The organism is Streptomyces sp. NPDC043861 (assembly GCF_056435905.1).
In genome coordinates this window covers 1-3,478 of record NZ_JBWKDP010000037.1, presented here as the reverse complement: position 1 = coordinate 3,478, position 3,478 = coordinate 1, and the positions used below count along the sequence as shown (strand labels likewise).

Here is a 3,478-nt window from a genome sequence, read left to right as displayed (position 1 = left end):
TGAAGCTCACGACGCTGCGGCCGGAGCAGGCGGCGTACATCGGTGTCGAGGTCGAGGGTCCGTACAAGCCGGACCACTACCGCTACTGACACCCAGGGGCATGGCCGCCCAACGGCCGTGCCCCGGTGCCCGGCCACAGCCCCGGCACCGATGAGGCAACCACCGCAGGCCCCCGGGACCTTCCGTCACGGGGGCCTGCACTCCGCCCGCCCCCCTTCGGCCCGCCCCGGGACAGGCACTCACACCCGCGTGGCCAACCGGGTCTCAACGCATCGCAAGGATCCTGCCCCATGCCCCGCGGCCGCTATTCGCTCCATGATCCACACGATCGCACTCCCCTCGGCGAAGAGCACTTCCACTGCGCCCCGGGCCCTTCCGGCTGGCGCTATGTCTCCCAACTGACCACCCCCTCCGGCGGCCATGCGGGATCCGTCGATCTGGCCCTCGACGAGCTGGGCCGCCCGATCCGCCTCGAACTCCACGCTGCGAGCTGGCAGGTCCGCGGTGCCGCCATCGACGGCGTCACCTGGGTCCGAACCGACCCCACCGGCACCCACGCCACCGAGGGCAACGTCCGAGCCCACGCCTTCACCGGCACCTCCCCCGCGTTCCTGGTCGCGACCTCGCGGCTGCTGCGCCTCACTCCCGGCGCACCCGCGACCCGCGTACGACTCGTCGCCTTCACGGACCCGGTGCTCGCCCCCCGCACGGTCGACCAGTCCTGGGCGCTGATCAAGAGTGAAGCGCACGCCACTGACAACCGCTCGCTCTTCGTCGACGAATACCAGGTCAGCGCCCTGGACACGGGGGAGCAGCACACGATCCACATCGCCGGTGACGTCGTCCTCTCGGCCCCCGGCATCGAACTCGAGGACCTCGAGACCCCGCCCTCCGTCTTCCCCTGAGCCGAGCAGGGCCGACCGCCGTCCGGGCTCCCGCGATCCGGCACAGCCGGACGACCCCGGCGGCTCCGCCCGGACTCAGGCAGGCGGCGCGAACCCGGTCGCGGGCGGCTCGGAGTGCTGTGCACCGGACGACGGAGCCGGCGCCGAGGACGGCGACGACAACGGCGCGGAACCGACCGCCGGACGGAGAGCCGCTGCGGGGTACGGCACGCCGGAAACCGCATGCCCCGGGCCGCCCGGGCCAGCCGGGGACGGGGCCTGCACCGCCGGGGACGGCGCCCCGGTGGGCCCCGCTCCTAGGGGCCCCGCGCCGGCGGACGCGAACGCCTTCCGCGCATCCCGCGCCTGCCGCTCGTTCACCACGGCCGCCAGATACGCCGCGGCCGGGATTCCCTCCGGGGCAGGCGATCCCGTGCGTGCCACCAGATCACCGGCCAGCCGCTCCGACAGTGACCGGCTCACCTCGGCGTCGAGCTGATGCATACGCGTCAGGTACTGACGGATCGCGAGCCACAGATGGTCCGGCACCGCGGACAGATCCAGCTCCGCGAACCGACCCACCAGCCACGGGGGCGGAGGCGGCACGGGAACGGCGCGCGCAGCCGGCACCCGTTCCCGTATGACCAGGGTCCCCGCGAACACATCCCCGATCCGCCGCCCCCGCGCCGACACCAGTGACGCGATGCAGGCGACGACCCCGAACGTCATCAAGATCTCCACCACGCCCATGGCCCCACGCACCAGTGCGTGCCGGAACCGGATCGGCCCGCCGTCGTCCCGCACCACCCTCAGACCGCAAGCCATCTTCCCCAGGGACCGCCCATGGCTGAGCGTCTCCACCGCGATCGGCGCCCCCACCAGAACCAGGATGAACGTCGCGATCGACACCGCCATGACCGCGGCCTCGTCGAGCGAGGCGGTCGCGATCGCGAGCCCGATGGATATCAGCAGGTACGCCGCCCACACCACGGCGAGATCGATCGCGAGTGCCAGCGCCCGACTGGGCAGCCTCGCCGGACGAAGCCCCAGTACGACCGCATCCCCGGTCACAATCCCGCTCACGCGCCCACCCTCTCCTCGGCCTTCATGACGGTTCTTCGACCTTCACGGCCCTCCAGTACGCCAGTCTGCCAAGCTGATCCGAAGCGCGCCGCAGTAGTACGAGCAGTTGTACGAATCATCCGTCCGTTCCCTGTGTGCGGACCCAGTGCCCAGGAGCAGACAGCCGACCATGGACCTCGACGTCTTCGTGATGACCCATCGCGCTGAGTGGGACCGCCTGGACCACCTCCTGGGCCGCGGACGCCACCTCACCGGAGCCGAGGCCGATGAACTCGTCGCCCTCTACCAGCGCACCGCCACGCATCTCTCCCTCATCCAGTCGAGTGCCCCCGACCCCATGGTCACCGGCCGTCTCACCCAGCTCGTCGCGCGTGCCCGGTCCACGGTCACGGGCACGCGCCGCGCGTCCTGGCGCGACGCCGCCCGTTTCCTGACCGCCGGTTTCCCTGCCGCGGTCTACCGTTCGCGCCACTGGTGGATCCCCACCGCCGTGCTCTCCACCGTCGTCGCCGCGATCATCGGCTGGTGGATCGGCACGCACCCGGAAGTACAGGCGGCGATCGCCGCCCCTGAGGAACTCCGCCGGCTCACCCGTCCCGGCGGTGACTACGAGACGTACTACTCGAGCCACCCCGCCGCCTCCTTCGCCGCCCAGGTCTGGACGAACAATGCCCAGGCCGCCGCGATGTGCCTGGTTCTCGGCGCGTTCCTGTGCCTTCCGGTCGTCTGGATCCTGTTCCTCAACATGGCCAACCTCGGCGTCGGAATCGGCCTGATGTCCTCGGCCGGCCGGCTCGACACCTTCCTGGGTCTGGTTCTCCCGCATGGTCTGCTCGAACTCACCGCCGTCTTCGTTGCCGCCGGCACAGGTCTTCGCCTCGGCTGGACCCTGATCGACCCGGGGCCCCGGTCCCGTCGCACAGCCCTGGCCGAGCAGGGCCGCGCAGCGCTCGGCATGGCGATGGGGCTGGCCCTGGTCCTCTTCGTCTCCGGTCTGATCGAAGGCTTCGTGACTCCCTCGGGCCTGCCCACATGGGCCCGCATCACCATCGGAATCGTCGCCGAGCTGGCTTTCCTGGCGTATGTGTACGTCCTCGGTGGCCGAGCGGCGCGTGCCGGCGAGGCGGGCGACGTCGATGCGTCGGAACGGAGCGCCGAGCTCCCCACTGCCGCCTGATGTGCGAGCAGGGCGTGTGAGCTGCTAGTCTCCTCTTCGCCCACGAGGACCGTTGACACGGACCGACTGGGGAGGTAGATTCTAACGGTTGCCTCGAGGTGGACCTATCCATCCGAGCGCTACAACTAGCGTCTCTCTCGCTCTTGGTGGGGATGGAATTCCCACGGAGCCACTCGATTCCTTATTCGGATCACGAGGTCGATTAGGTCGGCCGAAAAGACTCTGATAAAGTCGAGACCGCCGAAAGGCAAAGGCCCTCCAACGGCCACCGGAAACAGAATCCGAACCGGAAACGGAACGGAAAATGAATCTGGTAGGGTTGGAAACAACGAAG

At 69.8% G+C, this 3,478-nt stretch carries 4 protein-coding genes; 3 read left to right on the top strand and 1 reads right to left on the bottom strand.

All coding sequences use genetic code 11. From position 1 onward, the window contains the following. Both AC068D_RS35595 and AC068D_RS35590 read left to right on the top strand, forming a co-directional pair. Positions 1–89 (top strand): adenosylhomocysteinase (locus tag AC068D_RS35595; RefSeq protein WP_362693304.1); only part of this gene is annotated, 89 nt, incomplete at its 5' end. Between the two features lie 201 nt (positions 90–290). Next, on the top strand, positions 291–905 hold the full coding sequence (locus AC068D_RS35590; RefSeq protein WP_478827293.1) for a hypothetical protein: 615 nt from the start codon (positions 291–293) through the stop codon (positions 903–905). Positions 906–980: 75 nt separating this feature from the next. On the opposite strand, the gene AC068D_RS35585 is transcribed toward AC068D_RS35590, so the two are convergent. After that, positions 981–1,967: an RDD family protein gene (locus AC068D_RS35585; protein ID WP_478827292.1), complete on the bottom strand. Its 987-nt coding sequence runs from the start codon at positions 1,965–1,967 to the stop codon at positions 981–983. A gap of 169 nt (positions 1,968–2,136) precedes the next feature. Here AC068D_RS35585 and AC068D_RS35580 point away from each other — a divergent pair, with 169 nt between their 5' ends. Continuing rightward, positions 2,137–3,144, top strand: a complete 1,008-nt coding sequence (locus AC068D_RS35580; protein WP_478827291.1) for a stage II sporulation protein M — start codon at positions 2,137–2,139, stop codon at positions 3,142–3,144. Positions 3,145–3,478: the final 334 nt, after the last annotated feature.